16 protein-coding genes and 1 pseudogene are annotated in these 18,408 nt (G+C 63.3%); 9 read left to right on the top strand and 8 right to left on the bottom strand.

What is annotated here, in order from left to right; genetic code table 11:
• Nucleotides 1-25: 25 nt before the first annotated feature.
• Nucleotides 26-1,439: pseudogene (locus WIN67_RS03805) on the bottom strand (amino acid permease); the annotation flags it as partial.
• 110 nt (nt 1,440-1,549) lie between these two features.
• Nucleotides 1,550-2,800 carry a kynureninase gene (kynU, locus tag WIN67_RS03800; protein WP_339070654.1) on the bottom strand — a complete coding sequence of 417 codons (1,251 nt, stop codon included), beginning with the start codon at nt 2,798-2,800 and terminating at the stop codon, nt 1,550-1,552.
• Nucleotides 2,801-2,988: 188 nt separating this feature from the next.
• Between kynU and WIN67_RS03795 the strand changes: the two genes are divergently transcribed.
• Nucleotides 2,989-3,462, top strand: a complete 474-nt coding sequence (locus WIN67_RS03795) for an Lrp/AsnC family transcriptional regulator (RefSeq protein WP_102878281.1) — start codon at nt 2,989-2,991, stop codon at nt 3,460-3,462.
• A 6-nt stretch (nt 3,463-3,468) separates the two neighbouring features.
• Here WIN67_RS03795 and WIN67_RS03790 read toward each other — a convergent pair whose 3' ends face one another.
• On the bottom strand, nt 3,469-4,482 hold the full coding sequence (locus WIN67_RS03790; protein WP_102878280.1) for an AraC family transcriptional regulator: 1,014 nt from the start codon (nt 4,480-4,482) through the stop codon (nt 3,469-3,471).
• Nucleotides 4,483-4,830: 348 nt separating this feature from the next.
• On the opposite strand from WIN67_RS03790, the gene antA reads away from it, so the two are divergent.
• The 5 genes from antA to WIN67_RS03765 all read left to right on the top strand — a co-directional run bounded on the left by antA (nt 4,831) and on the right by WIN67_RS03765 (nt 10,626).
• Entirely contained in the window at nt 4,831-6,219 is a 1,389-nt protein-coding gene (antA, locus tag WIN67_RS03785) for an anthranilate 1,2-dioxygenase large subunit (protein WP_110595949.1), read from the top strand.
• A gap of 2 nt (nt 6,220-6,221) precedes the next feature.
• A complete protein-coding gene (antB, locus tag WIN67_RS03780; RefSeq protein ID WP_102878278.1) occupies nt 6,222-6,713 on the top strand; it encodes an anthranilate 1,2-dioxygenase small subunit in 492 nt (163 codons plus the stop codon).
• Between the two features lie 18 nt (nt 6,714-6,731).
• Nucleotides 6,732-7,754: an anthranilate 1,2-dioxygenase electron transfer component AntC gene (gene antC, locus WIN67_RS03775; protein WP_170004356.1), complete on the top strand. Its 1,023-nt coding sequence runs from the start codon at nt 6,732-6,734 to the stop codon at nt 7,752-7,754.
• A gap of 79 nt (nt 7,755-7,833) precedes the next feature.
• Entirely contained in the window at nt 7,834-9,234 is a 1,401-nt protein-coding gene (locus tag WIN67_RS03770) for an amino acid permease (protein ID WP_170004358.1), read from the top strand.
• A gap of 183 nt (nt 9,235-9,417) precedes the next feature.
• Nucleotides 9,418-10,626 carry a benzoate/H(+) symporter BenE family transporter gene (locus tag WIN67_RS03765; RefSeq protein ID WP_339070653.1) on the top strand — a complete coding sequence of 403 codons (1,209 nt, stop codon included), beginning with the start codon at nt 9,418-9,420 and terminating at the stop codon, nt 10,624-10,626.
• 14 nt (nt 10,627-10,640) lie between these two features.
• Here WIN67_RS03765 and WIN67_RS03760 read toward each other — a convergent pair whose 3' ends face one another.
• The 3 genes from WIN67_RS03760 to kynB all read right to left on the bottom strand — a co-directional run bounded on the left by WIN67_RS03760 (nt 10,641) and on the right by kynB (nt 14,005).
• A complete protein-coding gene (locus tag WIN67_RS03760) occupies nt 10,641-12,140 on the bottom strand; it encodes a PLP-dependent aminotransferase family protein (RefSeq protein WP_170004361.1) in 1,500 nt (499 codons plus the stop codon).
• Nucleotides 12,141-12,406: 266 nt separating this feature from the next.
• Complete coding sequence (gene kynA, locus WIN67_RS03755) at nt 12,407-13,258, bottom strand: tryptophan 2,3-dioxygenase (protein WP_102861023.1); 852 nt, start codon at nt 13,256-13,258, stop codon at nt 12,407-12,409.
• Nucleotides 13,259-13,363: 105 nt separating this feature from the next.
• Complete coding sequence (gene kynB, locus WIN67_RS03750) at nt 13,364-14,005, bottom strand: arylformamidase (RefSeq protein WP_102861022.1); 642 nt, start codon at nt 14,003-14,005, stop codon at nt 13,364-13,366.
• A 276-nt stretch (nt 14,006-14,281) separates the two neighbouring features.
• Here kynB and WIN67_RS03745 point away from each other — a divergent pair, with 276 nt between their 5' ends.
• From WIN67_RS03745 to WIN67_RS03735, 3 genes are all read left to right on the top strand, one after another.
• Nucleotides 14,282-14,626: a cupin domain-containing protein gene (locus tag WIN67_RS03745; protein WP_102861021.1), complete on the top strand. Its 345-nt coding sequence runs from the start codon at nt 14,282-14,284 to the stop codon at nt 14,624-14,626.
• 123 nt (nt 14,627-14,749) lie between these two features.
• Entirely contained in the window at nt 14,750-15,235 is a 486-nt protein-coding gene (gene parS / locus WIN67_RS03740) for a type II toxin-antitoxin system Xre/ParS family antitoxin (RefSeq protein ID WP_102861020.1), read from the top strand.
• Entirely contained in the window at nt 15,232-15,750 is a 519-nt protein-coding gene (locus WIN67_RS03735) for an RES family NAD+ phosphorylase (RefSeq protein ID WP_102861019.1), read from the top strand. Before parS ends, WIN67_RS03735 begins: the two co-directional genes overlap by 4 nt.
• 152 nt (nt 15,751-15,902) lie before the next feature.
• Here WIN67_RS03735 and mmsB read toward each other — a convergent pair whose 3' ends face one another.
• On the bottom strand, nt 15,903-16,790 hold the full coding sequence (gene mmsB / locus WIN67_RS03730) for a 3-hydroxyisobutyrate dehydrogenase (protein WP_339070652.1): 888 nt from the start codon (nt 16,788-16,790) through the stop codon (nt 15,903-15,905).
• Between the two features lie 10 nt (nt 16,791-16,800).
• Entirely contained in the window at nt 16,801-18,327 is a 1,527-nt protein-coding gene (locus tag WIN67_RS03725) for a CoA-acylating methylmalonate-semialdehyde dehydrogenase (RefSeq protein ID WP_102878272.1), read from the bottom strand.
• Nucleotides 18,328-18,408: the final 81 nt, after the last annotated feature.

Raw genomic sequence — 18,408 nt, 5'->3', positions numbered from 1 at the left:
ACCAGCGATGCCCGGAGAATCCGGGAGGCGTGGCCTCAGACCTCGGACAGTCCGGCGACCGTCCTGGGCTTACGGAAGCACAGGTAGTAGACCAGGGTCAGTAACAGCAGGAAGGGCACGCCGAACACCAGGGTCATCTTGAACGCCTCGGTGAAGAAGGTGGTGATCATCACCGCCCCCATCAGCACCAGTCCCAGCAGGGTGCTGTAGGGAAACAGGCGCATGCGGAACGACAGTTGCTGTTCACCATGACGCTGGTGATAACGGCGGAAGCAGTAGTGGGTGAGGAAGATCATGAACCAGGTGAAGATCGCGCCGAACATCGAGATCGCCATCATCAGGACGAATGAGCTCTCCGGGTACAGCACGTTGATCAAGGTGGCCAGGGCAATACCGGAGCTGGACAGCAACAAGGCATTCAGCGGAATCCCGGTCTTGCTCAGGGCGCCCATGGACTTGGGCGCAAAGCCGGCGCGGGACAGGCTGAACATCATCCGCGTGGTGATGTAGAGCTGGCTGTTCATCGCCGACAGGGCCGCGATCAGGATCACGAAGTTCATCACCCCGGTGGCCCCGGGAATGCCGATGGTCTGCATCACCGTGACGAACGGGCTCTGGGCCTTGCCCGCCTGGACCCAGGGCACGATGGCCAGCATCAGGGCCAGGGTCAGCAGGTAGAACACCACCAGGCGCACGATGGTGGCGCGAAACGCCTGCTTCACCGCGCGCTGCGGGTCCTTGGCCTCCCCCGCCGCCACCGCGATCATCTCCACGCTCAGGTAACTGAAGATCGACACGATCACCGCGATCCACATGCCCTGGAAACCATTGGGAAAGAAGCCGCCGTGGGCGCTGTAGTTGTGCACGCCGTAATCGGGGTTGCCGGAGCCGAACACCACATACACCGCAAGGATGATGAAACCGACGATGGCGGCGATCTTGATGGTGGAGAACCAGTATTCGAAGTTGCCGAAGGTCTTCACGCTGATGGCGTTAAGCAGAATCAGCACGCTGGAGAAGGATATGATCCACACCCATTCCGGAACGTTGGCGAACCAGTACTTCATGTACATGGCGATGGCCGTGACTTCGGCGCCCACCGCCAGAACGATGGCCGCCCAGTAGGCGTAGCGCACCAGGAAACCGGCCAGCGGGCTGACGTAGAACTCGGCATAAGCGCCGAAGGAACCGGAGGTGGAATGGGCCACGGTCATTTCCGCCAGGCAGCCCATGAGGATCAGGGTGATCAGCGCACCGATGGCGTAGCTCAGCAGCACGCTGGGGCCGGCATAGCCGATGGCATAGGCGCTGCCCATGAACAGGCCGGTGCCGATGGCCCCGCCGATGGCGATCATGCTCATCTGGCCGGCGGTCAACTGCCGCCTGAGGCCGTGCTCGCGATTGGAAATCGCTTCGAAACCCTTGTTGGAGGTGGTCACTTTGAGTGCCTCTTTATTGTTGTGTGCACGTATGAATCGTTGTGACGGCCCGTCCTTGTGCCGCTGCCCTGGTCGCCGCATGCAGCAGCAACCAGGGGATAAAACGCGTCTCAGGTCACGCTGTGACGCACCTGGAACTGCGCCTGGGCCCAGGTTTTCTGATCAAGGATTTCACCGAGAATCTGCACCGCGTCCCAGACTTCGCTGAAGCGGGTGTACAGCGGGGTGAAGCCGAAACGCATGATGCGCGGCTCGCGATAATCACCAATCACGCCCCGGGCGATCAGGGCCTGGATCACGGCATAACCTTCAGGGTGTTCGAAGCTCACGTGACTGCCACGCTTGGCGTGATCGCGTGGGGTCACCAGCTTCAGGTCGTGGCCGGCGCAACGCTGTTCCACCAGTTCGATGAACAGGTCAGTCAGGGCCAGGGACTTGCGCCGCAGGCTCTGCATGTCGGTCTGTTCGAAGACCTCCAGGCCGCACTCGACCATGGCCAGCGAAGTGATCGGCTGGGTGCCGCACAGGTAGCGGGCGATACCGCTGGCGGGCTCGTACTGGGTAGCCATGTCGAACTGCCGGGCATGGCCGAACCAGCCGGACAGTGGCTGGGTCACCAGATTGCACAGGGCAGGAGCAACCCAGGCGAAGGCTTGCGAACCCGGGCCGCCGTTGAGGTATTTGTAGGTGCAGCCGATGGCGTAGTCGGCGCCGCTGCGATTCAGCTCCACAGGCACTGCGCCGGCCGAGTGGGCCAGGTCCCAGAGGCTCAGGGCGCCGGCTTCGTGGATCAGTCGGGTGACGGCCTGCATGTCGTGCATGTAGCCGGTCTTGTAGTTGACGTGGGTGAGCATCACCACCGCCACGTCCTGGTCGATCGCTGCCGGCAGTTGGTCCGGGCTGTCCACCAGGCGCAGGGAATAGCCCTGCTCAAGCATCTGGGTCAGTCCCTCGGCGATGTACAGGTCGGAAGGGAAGTTGCTGCTTTCGGAAACGATCACCCGCCGTTCGGGGGCGCGTTCGGCCTGCACCCGCAAGGCCGCGCTGAGCACCTTGAACAGGTTGATGGTCGTGGTGTCGGTGATCACCACTTCGCCGCTGCCGGCGCCGATCAACGGGGCCAGACGGTCCCCCAGGCGCTGGGACAGGTCACGCCAGCCGGCGCTGTTCCAGCTGCGGATCAGGCCATCGCCCCACTCCTGCTCGATCACTTGCCGGGCCCGTTCCAGGGCGGCCACAGGGCGAGCACCCAGGGAGTTGCCATCGAGGTAGATCACGCCCTCGGGCAAGGCGAACTGTTGGCGCAGCGGCGCCAGTGGGTCCTGTTCATCGAGACGCAGGCAGTGGTTTTTATCGATCATTGGAAGTCCTGTCTTGGTCAAGGTCATGTACGCCTGGCGCGGGCCGGGCACGGGGTCTGGGCGACCCGCAAACCCAGGAAATAATGGACGAAGCCGCAGAGAATTTTCGTGCAAAGTGCAGCGCGTTATCGTACTAATCTCGAATAAAATTCTAATCCTTCAATAAAAAACGCGGATTTATGCCAGCCATGACCCTCGACTCCACCGACCTGCGCATCCTGCACTTCCTGCAACAGGATGGGCGTATCAGCAATCAGGAACTGGCAGAGAAAGTCGCCCTTTCACCCTCCGCCTGCCTGCGCCGCCTGCGCATGCTCGAAGGCGACGGGATCATCAGCGGCTATCGCGCCCAGCTCAACGCCGAGCGCCTGGGGATCGAACTGGAAGCCATCGTCCACGTGTCCCTGCGCCAGGACGTGGAAGGCTGGCACGAGACCTTTATCAGCAAGGTCCAGCAATGGCCGGAAGTGGTGGCCGCCTACGTGATCACCGGCGCCAGCAACTACGTGCTGCGCATCCGGGCGCGCAACCTCAAGCACTTCTCGGATTTCATCGTCAATCACCTGAACCGCGCGTCCGGGGTTACCGACATCCGCTCGGAAATCGTCCTGCAGAAGATCAAGGAACAGGACGGCCTGCTGGATCTGGTGCTGCGCAAGTAGTACGTCCTAGAACCCCACCGGGCGCCGCGCCTGGTGGCGCTGAGCCGTGGCGCTCGGCGCCTCGTCGAACAGCTTGCGGTACTCCGCGGAAAACCGCCCCAGGTGGGTAAAGCCCCAGGCCAGGGCAATCTCGGAAATATTGCGCGCCGCGCCGTGTTCGAGAATGTCCTGACGCACGCCATTGAGCCGATAGCGCTTGAGATAAGCCATGGGCGACAGGGCAAAGTACTTGCGGAAGGCCTCGAACAGCTTGAAGCGTGAAACACCGGCGGCGGCTTCCAGGTCCTCCAGGTGTACCGCCTCTCGGGCATGCTCGTGCAGGTACTGGCGGGCCCGCACCAGGTAATGCGGCAGCTTGACCCCGAGCATCGCCTGCAGCTCCGCGGAGTAGTTGTTGGGTTGGGCCAGGATCAGCCCCTTGATCAGGGAGCTCTCGATTTCCCGGGTGAAGGCCAGTTGCTCGTAAAGTTCGTTGCCCTGGGCCAGTTCGCCAATGAAGTGATGCGCCATGCGCCACCAGGCCGCGGCGGCGCCCTGCCGTGCGTCCATGGCAGGCTCGAAGCGCAGCGGCTGCTCGACCGGGCGTTGCAGCAATGCCTCCAGGGCTTCGCTCATGGCCGGCCGGGAAATCACCACCTGCAACTTGCGGCAGTCGCCGGAGATGGCCAGCACCTGGCTTTCGTTGGGGGCAATGATCACCCCCTGGTCAGGGTCCGAACGCAGCAGGCGACCGTCCTTGCTCAGCTCCTGCTCGCCGCACAGGGGCAGGCTCAGGCTGTAGCTGCTGAAGCGCTCGGTGTCCTCGATATCGACGACCACGTCGGTGCCGTATTCGATGATGCCCAGGGTCGTAGCGCGTGACCTGAGGACGTTGGCACTGTGGTGGAAACGAATGCGTTCGGGGTTAGCGGTTTCCAGGCGGTGCGGCCCACAGATACCCGCCATCCAGCTCCTGGCCCCTTCAAGGTCATAGCGATCGATACGAATCTCGCGAAACAGCCCATCAGCCTTGCTATTCATCACGGCGCACCCACGGCAATTATTATTCAGCGCGCTCTGACGGCGCGTCTTGTGTGACAGGGCAAGTTTTGCGCCAGCCGGCAACGCTGCCAACCCAGTGGATAGCAATCGCCCACTAAGTGGATAACCCGCCCCCATCGTCCTCTCTGGCCGGGCTCACAGTAGCCCATCGGCGCCCCGTGGTGCAGCTGTCGATCGCTTATCCGCTCGAAGGTGGGTCGCAGCTGGGTCGCAACTACCCAGGCAATTTTATGGATGGCCTTGGCCGACTAAGCGGATAGCCACCGGCGCCCCGCACTCTCTCTAATGAATGCACCCGATTGACCTGAATAAAAAAGGTACCGACTCATGAGTGGTGCAAGAAGCGTCGAGCAGTGGCAAGACTTCATCCACGGCTGCCTGGACTTCCGCCCCGCGGACGGAGTGTTCCGTATCGCCCGGGAGATGTTCACCGAGCCCGAGCTGTTCGATCTGGAGATGGAACTGATCTTCGAGAAAAACTGGATCTACGCCTGTCACGAAAGCGAACTGCCCAACAACCACGACTTCATCACCATGCGCGCCGGGCGCCAGCCGATGATCATCACCCGCGATGGCGAGGGCCGACTCAATGCCCTGATCAACGCCTGCCAACACCGCGGCACCACCCTGACTCGGGTTGGCAAGGGCAACCAGTCGACCTTCACCTGCCCGTTCCACGCCTGGTGCTACAAGAGCGACGGGCGCCTGGTGAAGGTCAAGGCGCCGGGGGAATACGACGAAGGCTTCGACAAGGCCACCCGCGGCCTTAAAAAGGCTCGCATCGACAGCTACAAGGGCTTTGTCTTCATCAGCCTGGACGTGGCCGCCGACAACAGCCTGGAGGACTTCCTGGGCGACGCGCGGATCTTCTTCGACATGATGGTCGCCCAGTCCCCCAACGGTGAGCTTGAAGTGCTGCCGGGCAAGTCCGCCTACACCTACGACGGTAACTGGAAGCTGCAGAACGAGAACGGCCTGGACGGTTATCACGTCAGCACCGTGCACTACAACTACGTGGCCACGGTGCAGCATCGCCAGCAGGTCAACGCTGACAACGGCACCGGCAGCAGCGCCACCCTGGACTACAGCAAGCTCGGCGCCGGCGACGCCAGCACCGACGACGGCTGGTTCGCCTTCAACAACGGCCACAGCGTGCTGTTCAGCGAAATGCCCAACCCGGCGGTGCGTTCCGGCTACGCCAGCATCATGCCGCGCCTGGTGGAGGAGCACGGCCAGGCCAAGGCCGAGTGGATGATGCACCGCCTGCGCAACCTGAACATCTACCCCAGCCTGTTCTTCCTCGACCAGATCAGCTCCCAGCTGCGGATCATCCGCCCCATCGCCTGGAACAAGACCGAGATCATCAGCCAATGCATCGGGGTCAAGGGCGAGAGCGACGCCGACCGGGAAAACCGCATCCGCCAGTTCGAGGATTTCTTCAACGTCTCGGGCATGGGCACGCCGGACGACCTGGTGGAGTTTCGCGAGGCCCAGCGCGGCTTCCAGGGGCGTCTGGAGCGCTGGAGCGATGTCTCGCGCGGCCATCACCGCTGGGCCACCGGCCCCACCGCCAACAGCGAGAACCTGGGCATCCAGCCGGCCATGACCGGCACCGAAATCACCCATGAAGGGCTGTACGTCAACCAGCACCGCAACTGGCAGAAATTCCTCCTCGACGGCCTGCAGCGCCAGTCCCTGAAACTGCGTGAGGTATGAACATGAATGCGCAATTGCAGTACCAGATCGAGCAATTCTTCTATCGCAAGTGCGAACTGTGCGACGCCCAGGACTGGGACGCCTACCTGCAGCTGTTCGCCGTGGACAGCGAGTTCCACCTGCCGCAATGGGACTCGGAACACGTCTACACCCGGGACCCGAAACGCGAGATGTCGCTGATCTACTACGCCAACCGTTCGGGCCTTGAAGACCGGGTGTTCCGCCTGCGCACCGGCAAGGCGGCCTCGACCATTCCCATGCCGCGCACCCTGCACATGGTCAACAACCTGCGCATCGCCGAGGGCGACAACGGGCTGCTGCAGGTGCGCCTGAACTGGCACACGCTGTTCTATCGCCTGGCCACCTCCGAGGACTTCTACGGTCACGCCACCTACGACCTCAAGCCCCATGGCGACAGCTGGCTGATCCAGCGCAAGCACGTGCTGCTGCTCAACGACACGATCAACTCGGTGCTCGACTTCTACCACCTCTGACTCGACGGACATCTCTTCATGACGCACAAGGTCGCGTTCAGCTTTGCCGACGGCAAGACCCTGTTCTTCCCGGTCAAGGCCAATGAAATACTGCTCGACGCTGCCCTGCGCAACGGCATCAAGATCCCCCTGGACTGCCGCGAAGGCGTCTGCGGCACCTGCCAGGGCCGTTGCGAGTCGGGCCAGTACAGCCAGGACTATGTGGACGAGGAAGCCCTATCGCCCCAGGACCTGGAGCAACGCAAGATGCTCACCTGCCAGACCCGGGTGCAGTCCGATGCGGCGTTCTATTTCGACTTCGATTCCAGCCTGTGCCACAACGCCGATCCGGTGCGACGTACCGGCTCGGTGATCGACGTGCGCCAAGTCTCGGACAGCACCGCCATCCTGCACCTGGACCTGGGTAGCAGCGAGGCACCGCTGGAGTTTCTCCCCGGCCAGTACGCACGCCTGCAAGTTCCCGGCACCGACAGCAGCCGGGCCTACTCCTTCGCCAACCGGCCAGGAGCGGACAACCAGTTGCAGTTCCTGATCCGCCTGCTGCCCGACGGGGTGATGAGCAACTACATCCGCGAGCGTTGCCTGGTGGGCGACAGCATCGAAATGGAGGCGCCGCTGGGGGCTTTCTATCTGCGCCAGATCAGCCGGCCGCTGCTGCTGGTGGCCGGCGGCACCGGGCTGTCGGCGCTGCTGGCGATGCTCGAACAGATCGTCGAGCAGGGCTGCCAGCAACCGGTGCACCTGTACTACGGCGTGCGCCAGAGTGCCGATCTGTGCGAACTGGAGCGTATCCAGGCGCTGGGCGAGCGCCTGCAAGGGTTTCGCTTCACCCCGGTGATCAGCGACGCCGACCCGGATTGGTCGGGCAAGCGCGGCTACATCACCGAGCACTTGGACAGCAGCGAACTGCGCGACCAAGACAGCGACCTGTACGTTTGCGGACCGCCACCGATGGTCGATTCGATTCGAACCTGGCTGCAAGAACAGCAACTTAACCGCGTTCAGCTGTATTACGAGCGGTTTACCGAGAGTAATATCTGATCCCGTCAGCATTGAGCCGCGATCGGTCCCGTTCACCACGGGATCGGTCCTGATAACAACTAGAAGAGAGCGCACATTAGTGGATCAAACCTTGCAACAAGGTGAACTCAAGCGTGGCTTGAAGAATCGCCATATTCAGTTGATCGCCCTGGGCGGGGCGATCGGCACCGGACTCTTCCTCGGCTCGGCCGGGGTGCTCAAGTCCGCCGGACCTTCGATGATCCTCGGCTATGCGATTGCCGGGTTCATTGCCTTCCTGATCATGCGCCAGTTGGGGGAAATGATCGTCGAAGAGCCGGTGGCCGGCTCCTTCAGCCACTTCGCCCACAAGTACTGGGGCGGCTACTTCGGCTTTCTCGCCGGCTGGAACTACTGGGTGCTGTATGTCCTGGTGGGCATGGCCGAGCTCACCGCAGTGGGCAAGTACGTGCAGTTCTGGTGGCCGGAAATCCCCACCTGGGTCAGTGCGGCGGTGTTCTTCGTGCTGGTCAACCTGATCAACATGATGAACGTGAAGTTCTTCGGTGAAGCCGAGTTCTGGTTCGCCATCATCAAGGTGGTGGCCATCGTCGGCATGATCGTCCTCGGCTGCTACATGTTGTTCAGCGGCAGCGGTGGCAGCCAGGCGTCGGTGAGCAACCTCTGGTCCCACGGCGGTTTCTTCCCCAACGGCGGCACCGGCCTGCTGATGGCCATGGCCTTCATCATGTTCTCTTTCGGCGGCCTGGAACTGGTGGGCATCACCGCTGCCGAAGCCGCCGAGCCGCGTAAAGTGATTCCCAAGGCCATCAACCAGGTGGTCTACCGGGTGCTGATCTTCTACGTCGGCGCCCTGGCCGTGCTGCTGTCGCTGTATCCGTGGGATGAACTGCTGGTGAGCCTCAACGCCGGCGGCGACGCCTACAGCAGCAGCCCTTTCGTGAAGATCTTCTCGCTGATCGGCAGTGATGCGGCCGCGCAGATCCTCAACTTCGTGGTCCTGACCGCGGCACTGTCGGTGTACAACAGCGGTGTGTACTGCAACAGCCGCATGCTCTACGGCCTGGCCGAACAGGGCGACGCGCCCAAGGCGCTGATGAAGCTCAACAAGCAGGGCGTGCCGATTCTGGCCCTGGGCATTTCCGCGCTGATCACGCTGCTCTGCGTACTGGTCAACTACCTGGCGCCCCACGAAGCGCTGGAGCTGTTGTTCGCCCTGGTGGTGGCTGCACTGATGATCAACTGGGCGCTGATCAGCCTGACCCACCTGCGCTTTCGCAAGGCCATGGCCGAGCAAGGCGTGGTGCCGTCGTTCAGGGCGTTCTGGTCGCCACTGAGCAACTACCTGTGCCTGGCGTTCATGCTGATGATCATCGGCGTGATGTGGATGATCCCGGGCATCCGCGCCTCGGTGTATGCGATTCCGGTGTGGGTCCTGGTGATTTGGGGCTTCTACCGCCTGAGTCATGCACGCAAGGCCGGACAGCCCGCCCTGCACTAAGGCTCAAGGTTGCAACACCCGAAAGCCCGGCCGGGATCAAGGCCGGGCTTTTTTGTCGGCGGCGTAAAAGCGGTCTGCCAATTAGGGTGAATGCGGCCTGAAACAACAGTCCGCCCTCTCTCTAGAATCGACTCCCTCCCGGCACCTGAGCCTGGGAGCCTGTTTCTGGATGGAGAGCGGCTGATGAACAGAACGGCGACAAGCCTGCGCTGGACCGATGTTTTCTCGCCCACCGTGGCGGCGCTGATTTCAGTGCTGGTGAACTACGGCGGAACCTTTGTCCTGGTGTTCCAGGCCGCCGAGCTGGCACGGCTGTCACCGGCCCAGACCGCGTCCTGGGTCTGGGCGGTGTCGGTCGGTGTCGGCCTGACCGGGCTGTGGCTGAGCCTGCGTTACAAGGCGCCAATCATCACTGCCTGGTCCACACCCGGCGCGGCGTTCCTGGCCACGGTGATGCCGTTCACGCCCTATGCCGAGGTGATCGGTGCCTACCTGATCTCGGCCCTGGGGTTCATCATCCTCGGCGGCTCCGGGGCCTTCGACAAACTGGTGCGGATGATCCCCAAGGGCATCGCCGCCGGCCTGCTGGCGGGCATTCTGCTGCAGTTCGGGATCAATGCCTTTGGCGGCGCCAGCGCCGACCCGCTATTGGTGACAGTGCTGTTGGTGTCCTACGCCCTGCTGCGGCGTTTCACCTCGCGCTTTGCCGTGGTGGGCATCCTGGTCATCGGCCTGGGGCTGCTTATCGCTCAGCAGCGGATCGACTTTTCTGCAGTGCACTTGAGCCTGGCCGTGCCGGCATTCACCGCGCCGCAGTTCTCCCTGCAGGCCTTGCTCGGAGTGGCCTTGCCGCTGTTCGTCATCACCCTCACCGGCCAGTACATGCCCGGCATGCTGGTGTTGCGCAATGACGGCTACAGCACCAGCGCCAATCCAGTGCTCACGGTCACCGGCCTGGGTTCGCTGCTGATGGCACCGTTCGGCGCCCATGCCTTCAACGTGGCGGCCATTACCGCGGCGATCTGTACCGGCAAGGACGCCCATCCTGACCCGAAAAAACGCTACATCGCCGGTATCGCCTGCGGGCTGTTCTACATCCTGGTGGGCACCTTCGGCGTGACCCTGGCCAGCCTGTTCATGGTGCTGCCCAAGACCTTTATCAGCGCCCTGGCGGGCCTGGCGCTATTGGGGACCATCGGCGGCAGCCTGGCCAATGCCATGGCCGACGCGGCCACTCGGGAAACCGCGCTGATCACCTTCCTCGCCACCGCGGCCAACGTCACCCTGCTCGGGGTCGGCGGTGCCTTTTGGGGGCTGCTGGCCGGCTTGACCGCGCACCTGCTGATCCATGGCCGGGCCACTCTGTTGACCGCCCGTACCGTCAAACCCTGAAGGCCAGCGCCTGGCTAGGCCTTTCTCAGGGCCTGGGCCAGGCGTGCCATGGTCGTTTCGATTTCATGGGCGCTCAGCGAGGCGTAGCCCAGCAACCAGCCTGGCTGCTTGTGCTCCCCGGCATACAGCCGGCCGAGCCCCGGCAACTGGATGCCGGCCCTGGCGGCTCGTTGCTGGGTCAACGCTTCGCTCCAGCCGGGCTCCAGCAGGCAAGGAATCTGCAACCCGCCCGGTGGCGGCAAGGCCACGGCAATGCCCTGCAAATGCCGCCCGATGGCATCGAGCATGGCTTGCCGACGCTCGGCGTACAGCTTGCGCATGGCCCGCACATGGGCGTTGTAGTGCCCCTCCTCCATGAACCGCGCCAGGGTCAGCTGGAGGATCTGCGGCGTGTGCCCGTCCATGATGCTGCGGGCCGCGCTGAAGGCGCTCACCAGCTCGCTGGGCAGGGCCATGTAGCCCATGCGCAGGCCAGGGTAGAGGGTCTTGCTGAAGGTGCCGATGTAAAGGGTGCGCTGATACGGGTCCAGGCCCTGGACACAGGCGGTGGGCAAACCGTCGTAGTGGAACTCGCTGTCGTAGTCGTCCTCGATGATCCATTTCTCCTGCTCGGCGGCCCAGCGGGTCAGTTCCAGGCGGCGCTCCAGGGACAGGGTGACGCCCGTGGGGTACTGATGGGACGGCGTCACATAGACACAGCGGGCGCCACTGCGGTCGGCCCGCAGCAGGTCGGTGCGAATGCCCTGGCTGTCGACATCGATGGGCACGATGCGCGCCTCGGCGGCCTCGAATGCCTTGCGTGCGCCGAAGTAGCCCGGGTTCTCCAACAGGATCGGCTTGCCGGCGTCCACCAGCAGTTGCGCGCACAGAAACAGCGCCTGGCGGGTACTGCTCAGCACCAGGATCTGCTCGGGCTGCACCTTGGCTCCGCGCTCCAGGTTCAGGTAGGCGGCAATGGCCTTGCGCAGAGGCAGCGCGCCCTGGGGATCACCATGCAGCAGTACATTGGCGCGGTAATCCTTTAGCGCCTGGCGTTGCAGGCGTTCCCAGACGTCCAGCGGGAAGCTGCGGGTTTCCGGCAGCCCGGTAGCAAAGGCGGTGACGGCCTGCTGATCGCTGACGCCGCCCCTTTGCAACAGCAGCGCGCCGCGCCGGCTCAGGCCCGCCCCAGGCTCTCGGCTGTGCCCAGGCTGCCCCTGCAACTGCTGGCGGCGGCGGACCGAGCCGCGCAACTGGGCACCGATGGCTTCACAGACATAACTCCCCGAACCTTCGCGGCGCTGGATAAAACCGTCGCGCTGCAACTGCACATAGGCGTTTTCCACGGTGTCCCGGGAGACCGCCAGCGACTTGGCCAGGGCCCGACTAGCCGGCAACTTCACCCCAGGCCCCAAGGCGCCATCGAGGATCAGCCCGCGCAACGCACGCTGGATGCGCTGGTGCAGATCCAGAGGGCGGAACTCAGGGTCGCTGAGGCGCATCTTGAGGGTTTCAAGCTCGAAGGTCCGGGACATGTGGTCTGCCTGGGAGAGTAAAAAATCTGCGCTGAAGGCAGCCACTTTATCTCCAGAGCGCAACTGTCGCCAATGCCTACCGCTCTGCAACGACCTCTGTAGCCGCTGCCGCAGGCTGCACTAAGGTCCGCAGGACCTTCCAGACCTCAAGAGCGCGTCTGCTGCGCAGGCGATCGCAGCCTGCGGCTGCGGCGACATTAGGGATTCAGGCAATCAGACGCCGGCAGGCAAATGAAAACGCCCCGGCAGGCGGAGCGTTTTGCGGATCAGAGCGAGGATCGCACTCGCCACAACTCGGGGAACAGCACGGTGTCGAGCATCTTGCGCAGGTAGCCCACGCCTTCGGTGCCGCCGGTGCCAGGCTGGAAGCCGATGATGCGCTCCACGGTGGTCACGTGACGGAAGCGCCACTGGCGGAAGGAGTCCTCCAGGTCGATGAACTTTTCCGCCAACTGATACAGGTCCCAATAGGCCGAAGGGTTGGCGTATACCTCGCGCCAGGCCGCCTCCACCGACGGGTCATGCTGAGTCGTGGTGGTGCTGTTCAGGGCCAGGCGCGCGGGGTCGATGCTCAAGCCGCTGCGAGCCATCAGGGCAATCGCTTCGTCATACATGGACGGCGTGGCAATCGATTCTTCCAGGGACTGCAGCAGCTCGGGACGGTGGGCGTGGGGCCGCAGCAGGGCCGCGCTCTTGTTGCCGAGGATGAATTCGATTTCCCGGTACTGGAACGACTGGAAGCCCGAGGACTGGCCCAGGTACGGGCGGATCGACTTGTACTCGGACGGCGTCATGGTGGCCAGCACGGCCCAGGCGTGCACCAGTTGGTCGAAGATCCGCGACACCCGCGCCAGCATCTTGAACGCCGGGGGCAACTGGCCCTGGCGCACCTGCTCGCGGGCGGCCTTGAGCTCATGAAGCATCAGCTTCATCCACAGCTCCGAAGTCTGGTGCTGGATGATGAAGAGCATCTCGTTGTGGTCCGGCGACAGCGGATGCTGGGCGCTGAGAATACGCCCCAGGTCCAGGTAGTCGCCGTAGCTCATGGAATCGGAGAAATTCAGCTCGGCGTTATGCCATTCATCCGGTGGGTTGCTTGAAAAAGGACATTGGCTCATGGCGTGGGCTCCTCGCCTCAGGCAGCGGTTACCACCCGCAGGCTGTGCAACCCGGGGCGGGATGCACAACGGCGCGGACGGCCAGCTGTGTATTTATTGTAGGAATCAATCGGCCAGGGGGCGCAGGATCGCCCGCACCGGACTGGCATCCAGGTGGGCAAAGCGCAGTGGCAGGGCAATCAGTTCGTAGTCGCCTTCGGCAACCTCATCCAGGACTATCCCCTCAAGGATCGCCATGCCGTGGCGGGCCACGGTGTTATGAGCATCCATGGTCTTGGACTGCTGGGGATCGAGGGACGGGGTGTCGATGCCGATCAGGCGCACGCCGAGGCTGGCCAGCAGTTCGATGGTGGCTGGAGCTACCGCGGTAAAGTCCGGGTCCCACGTGCTCAGCGGCGCCTGTGGATAAGTGCGTAGCAAGACTCGCGCAGGCAAGTTGTCCAAGCGTCCGAGCACGGCTTCGGGCTGCACCAGGGCGCCGCTGTCCAGGCAATGCAGGACCCGGCACGGGCCCATGTAGACATCCAGCGACACTTCGCCGATGGGCAAGCCGTCCGGCCGGTAATGCAGGGGTGCGTCGACATGGGCGCCAGTGTGGGGCGACAGGGTTACGCGCCCGACATTCACCGGGCATTCGGGCCCGAACTGCCAGACGCGCTCCTCCTGGAACGGCGTGTCCCCCGGCCAGGTCGGGGTCGCGGTACTCAAAGGCGGGCTGATATCCCACCAGCGTGGTGTATTTTCCATTCGTGCGGCTCTTGGTCACTCCGGACTGAATGATACGAGCGATACCAGTAAAGATTCTTGCGAAATAACTCGGGCATCATCAGATATTTCGCAAATCCTGCTAAAAAACTGCCCTTTGTCGAGGGAATGTTTCAAGCGCCAGCCGCCCGTTATCCCCCAGCCGGCAGCAACTCTCGCATTGCGCTTCTGGATACCCCGAGGTCGAGAACAGACATCCCCCTGAACGTGGGGCGCTATAGGGTGCGTCTTCAGTTCTCTGCCCGCTAGGAGCACAGCATGTCGCAACCCATTACCGTTCTGCGCGATACCCACCCACTGCCCGTCCTCGACGCCTGCAAGTGGGAAAAACTCGAGGGCGATCCCCACACCGTGAACCTCAACGCCTACACCAGCGAGGACGGCAGCAAGATCATGGGCACCTGGATCTGCACCCCGGGCAAGTGGCGAGTGGCCTATGAGAAGTGGGAGTACTGCCATTTCCAGGAAGGGTACTGCGTGATCACCCCGGATGGCCGCGATCCCATCCACTTGCGTGCCGGCGATATCTTCGTGGTGGAACCCGGGATGAAAGGCACCTGGGAAGTGGTGGAAACCGTGCGCAAATACTTCGTGTTTGCCTGAGTCAGAACACACCGGGGGGCCCCTTCGACCTGGGCTCCCCTTCCGGCATTGCCATTGAACACAACGCGCTCCGCCAAATGTCTATATAATCACTGCCAAATGGCAAAGGCAGGAGTAGCACTCATGGTTGCGCTGACAGGCACCGGCATTGCCCCCAAGCGGCGGGGCAAACTGGTATTGAAAGAACAGTCTGCGGACATCCTCCTGGGTGGCCGGGCACGGTTTGACGACCGCATTTCGATCTATCGCTTGACCGAGGAAGGCATCCCTCTGACGGCGATCATCAAGTTCGTCTCCTCGGTCCCCATGCTCAAGGACGAACAGGTCCTGGCCAAGATCATCGGCCTCTCCGAACGCACCCTGCATCGGCGCCTGAAAACCCCGGACGAACCCCTGAACCCGGAGCAGAGTGCCCGCGCGGTACGCTTTGCCCAGGTGCTGGCCAAGGCCCAGGACGTCTTCGGCAGCAGTGAAGAGGCACAGGACTGGATGGCCAAGCCGGTGATGGGCCTCGACGGCCATAAACCGGTGGATCTGCTGACCAACCCCATCGGCTTCGAACTGGTGGACGAGTTCCTCACCCGCCTGGAATACGGGGTCTATCAGTGATCAGTATTCCGGGCAGCAGCGAGATTCATTTCTGGCGACTGGACGCCGCCCGGCACGCCGATAGCTGGGACAGTGGCATCGGTGCCGAGCTGTGCGGCGGCCGCTGGAACTCCAAAGGGGTCAAGGCCGTGTATGGCAGCGCCGATCCGGCCACGGCGATTCTGGAAGTGGCGGTGCACAAGGGCTTTGCCGCACTGGATAACGTGCCCCATGTCCTCACTGGCGCCCTGATCCAGGACCCGTCGGCCATCTACCGCGTGGATGAGCGCAGCCTGCCCAATCCCAACTGGCTGATCCCGGGCATTCCCAGTGCCGGCCAGCAGAAATTCGCCGACCAGTTGCTGGCCGACCATCCATTCGTGCTGGTGCCCTCATCGGTATCCCGGCACAGCTGGAACATTCTGATCAATCCATTGCTGGCCAAAGGGCTGTATCAGGTGGTGATCCAGGAACGCTTCGGCCTCGACACCCGTCTCAACCCTCCCCCGCACACCGCTGCCAATCGCCCGAACTGAACTCACAAAAAAGCGGGAACCTGCCCGACGCAGATTCCCGCAAACGCCCCGGCTGAAGGGGCCGCGTTCAACAACAAGCTTCGCCAGACTTGAAATCGCTGCGGCCCTTCGGGCCGTTCGCAGCCTGCGGCAGCGGCTACACAATCTTTGCCTTACTGCGGTTTGCGGTAGCTGTTGACGATGGCCGAGAAGTCCTTGCCGCCTTCCCCACGCAGGCTCATGGCCTGGTACAGCTGCTGGGCCACGGCGCCGAGCACCACCGGCTGATGCGCCTGGCGCGCGGCCTCGGTGGCCAGCCCCAGGTCCTTGAGCATCAGCTCGGCACCAAAGCCGCCGGTGTAGCCCCGGGAGGCCGGGGCGGTTTCAATCACTCCAGGCCACGGGTTGTAGGTATCGGAACTCCAGCAACGGCCGGTGGAGCTGTTGATGATCCCGGCCAGCACCTGGGTATCGATGCCCAGGGCATCCCCCAGGGCCATGGCTTCGCTGACGCCGATCATCGAAATCCCCAGCAGCAGGTTGTTGCAGATCTTGGCAATCTGCCCGGTGCCCACTTCGCCGCAATGCACGATGTTGCGCCCCATCTGCGCCAGCACTGGCTGCAGGGTGGCGAACAGCTCGGCACTGGCGCCGACCATGAAGGTCAGGGTCCCGGCCTGGGCACCACCGGTGCCGCCGGACACCGGCGCATCGGCCATGGCCACACCTTGCTTGGCAGCCACAGCGGCCACTTCACGAGCGGTCTGCGGGTCGATGGTGCTGCAGTCCACCGCCGGGACGCCGCGGCCAATCCCCGCCAGCACCCCGTCTTCACCCAGCCACACACTGCGCACATGGGCGGCGGCCGGGAGCATGGTGATCACCAGTTCGGCGCCTTCGGCGGCCGCCTTGGGCGAGGCAGCAACACGCCCGCCCAGTTGCGCCAACTCCGCCAACACGCTCTGGTTGAGGTCGAACAGGTTCAGCTGATGCCCGGCCTTGATCAGGTTGCGGGCCATGGGTGCGCCCATGTTGCCCAGGCCGATAAATGCAATGTTCATGTCAGGCTCCTCAACGCAGGCTGATGGTGGTGTTCACACCGTCATTGACGCTGTCATCGTCGAACCAGCGGGCGGTGACGGTCTTGGTCTGAGTGTAGAACTGCACCACTTGCTTGCCGTACGGGCCCAGGTCACCGAGCTTGGAGCCGCGGGAGCCGGTGAAGCTGAAGAACGGAACCGGCACCGGAATCGGGATGTTGATACCCACTTGGCCGACGTCGATTTCGCTCTGGAACTTGCGCGCCGCCGCACCGCTCTGGGTGAACAGGCCGGTGCCGTTGCCGAAGGGGTTGGCGTTGACCAGGGCGATGGCCTGATCCAGGGTGTCCACCTCCAGCACCACCAGCACCGGGCCGAAGATTTCCTGGGTGTAGATCTGCATAGAGGGGGTTACCCCGGAGAACAGGGTCGGGCCGATGAAGTTGCCTTGCTCGTAGCCCGGGACCTGGATGCCGCGGCCATCGAGCTCCAGCTTGGCGCCTTCTTTCACGCCGCTTTCGATCAGTTCCAGAATCCGCGCCTTGGCGCGCTTGGACACCACCGGGCCAACATCGGTGCCCGGCTCGCTGCCGGCGTTGACCTTGAGTTTCTGTGCCAGGGCCTTGAGGTCCGGCAGCCATTGTTTCGAGGCGCCCACCAGCACCACCACCGAGGTGGCCATGCACCGCTGACCAGCAGCGCCGAAGCCTGCGCCCACCAGGGCATTGAGGGTCTGTTCGCGGTTGGCGTCGGGCAGCACGACGGCGTGGTTCTTGGCGCCCATCATCGATTGCACACGCTTGCCGTGCTTGCCCGCCAGGTCATAGACGTGAGTGCCGACCGCGGTCGAACCGACGAAGGACACGGCTTTGATGTCCTTGTGAGTGCACAGCGCATCCACCACGTCCTTGCCGCCGTGCACCACGTTGAGCACGCCGGCCGGGACCCCAGCTTCCACCGCCAGCTCCACCAGCAGCATGGTGGACAGCGGGTCCTGCTCGGAAGGCTTGAGAACGAAGGTGTTGCCGCAGGCGATGGCCATCGGGAACATCCACAGCGGGATCATCGCCGGGAAGTTGAACGGGGTGATCCCGGCGCACACACCGATCGGCTGGCGCAGGGTATAGGTGTCCACACCGCCGGCGACGTTCTCGGCGAACTCGCCCATCTGCAGGGTGCCGATGGAGCAGGCATGCTCCACCACTTCCAAGCCGCGGAAGATGTCACCCTCGGCGTCGGCGAGGGTCTTGCCCTGTTCGGCGCTGAGGACTGCGGCAATGCGCTTGGAATGCTCACGGATCAAGGCCTGGAGCTTGAGCATGATGCGCATCCGCGCGCCGATCGGAGTCAGTTTCCAGGTCTGGAAAGCGCGCTGGGCGGCGGCGATCGCGGCATCGACTTCAGCGGCCGTGGCAAAGGGCACCTTGGCCAGCACTTCCTGGGTCGCCGGGTTGACGATGTCGTGCCATTCCTGGCTCTGGGACTGGACCCATTCACCGTCGATCAGCAGTTTGACCTGTTGCAGGGTGGTGCCGTCGGGCTTGAGGGATGCGTTCATGGGGTCTCCTGACTTCTTGAGTTCTTATGCAGGGAACCAAGGCGGGCAAGCGCCTTGAAAGAGGGGCTGTCGCGAGTTGGT

This window comes from Pseudomonas idahonensis (genome assembly GCF_037903935.1).
Lineage (GTDB): Bacteria > Pseudomonadota > Gammaproteobacteria > Pseudomonadales > Pseudomonadaceae > Aquipseudomonas > Aquipseudomonas danubii.
This window is presented reverse-complemented; position numbering and strand designations above follow the sequence as displayed.